Origin of the sequence: Vibrio amylolyticus, from assembly GCF_023145695.1 — a bacterium.
Taxonomy (GTDB): domain Bacteria; phylum Pseudomonadota; class Gammaproteobacteria; order Enterobacterales; family Vibrionaceae; genus Vibrio; species Vibrio amylolyticus.
The window spans coordinates 1-746 of record NZ_JAJHVV010000035.1; the positions used below are offsets into that span (position 1 = coordinate 1).

1 protein-coding gene is annotated in these 746 nt (G+C 36.9%); it reads left to right on the top strand.

Annotated features, from left to right (window positions below):
* Nucleotides 1-22 precede the first annotated feature (22 nt).
* The gene (locus KP803_RS21760) at nt 23-664 is read left to right on the top strand and encodes a hypothetical protein (protein ID WP_248010948.1); all 642 of its coding nucleotides are present in this window, start codon (nt 23-25) and stop codon (nt 662-664) included.
* Nucleotides 665-746: the final 82 nt, after the last annotated feature.

A 746-nucleotide genomic window follows, 5' to 3' on the forward strand; every position in this document is an offset into this window, starting at 1 on the left:
CGTTATAACGAAGGGAGACCTCATGAATCACTGGAAAGCTATTTGGGATAGTTATCATTTAAATGCAACATTGAAATGGTTGTTTTATGACATCATGAAGCACGCATCTCTAATAGATAAGATCTTAGTATTCGTATCACTGGTCTTAGTTGTAACTAGCTTGATTCTAGTATTTACATCTAGCTTATTTAACGCGCTTTGGACTGTTGCTATTGGTGAAATAATACTATTTGCGCGCTTACCAACATTAAAAGGTTCTCTAATAGATTCAGAGTTCGGAGACAAAAATAATAATTTTTTACCTCATGATGATAAACACCATCAAGAATCTAGATACCTACTTTTTAAAAAGAGCCTTAGAAGTAAACATATCACTTCAAGTCATGTCAAAGACTGCTATGAGTTATTAGAAACACAATTAGAAATTGCAGGCTCAGCAGGGTCGGTTCTTAAAAAGTTTGCGTCTTTCAGTGGCGGTGTTTTGTTAGGTTTTAGTACCGCCGTTTGGAGGCAGCTTGATACAAGTGAGCTTTTATACGTTGGTTCTGCTTTAGTAGCACTCTGCTTATTTGTAATGTTCGTTCTACTGCTCATCCCCTCTAAAGTAGAAAAACTTCGAGAAATGAAATACTTCATGCAATTATACTGCAAGGAGTGCGAGTAATTCGTTATAACAAGGCGCTAAACCAGACACTTCACGCTTGGCATTTTTGCTCCGCAAAAGTATATGCCAAGGTTTTGTGCAA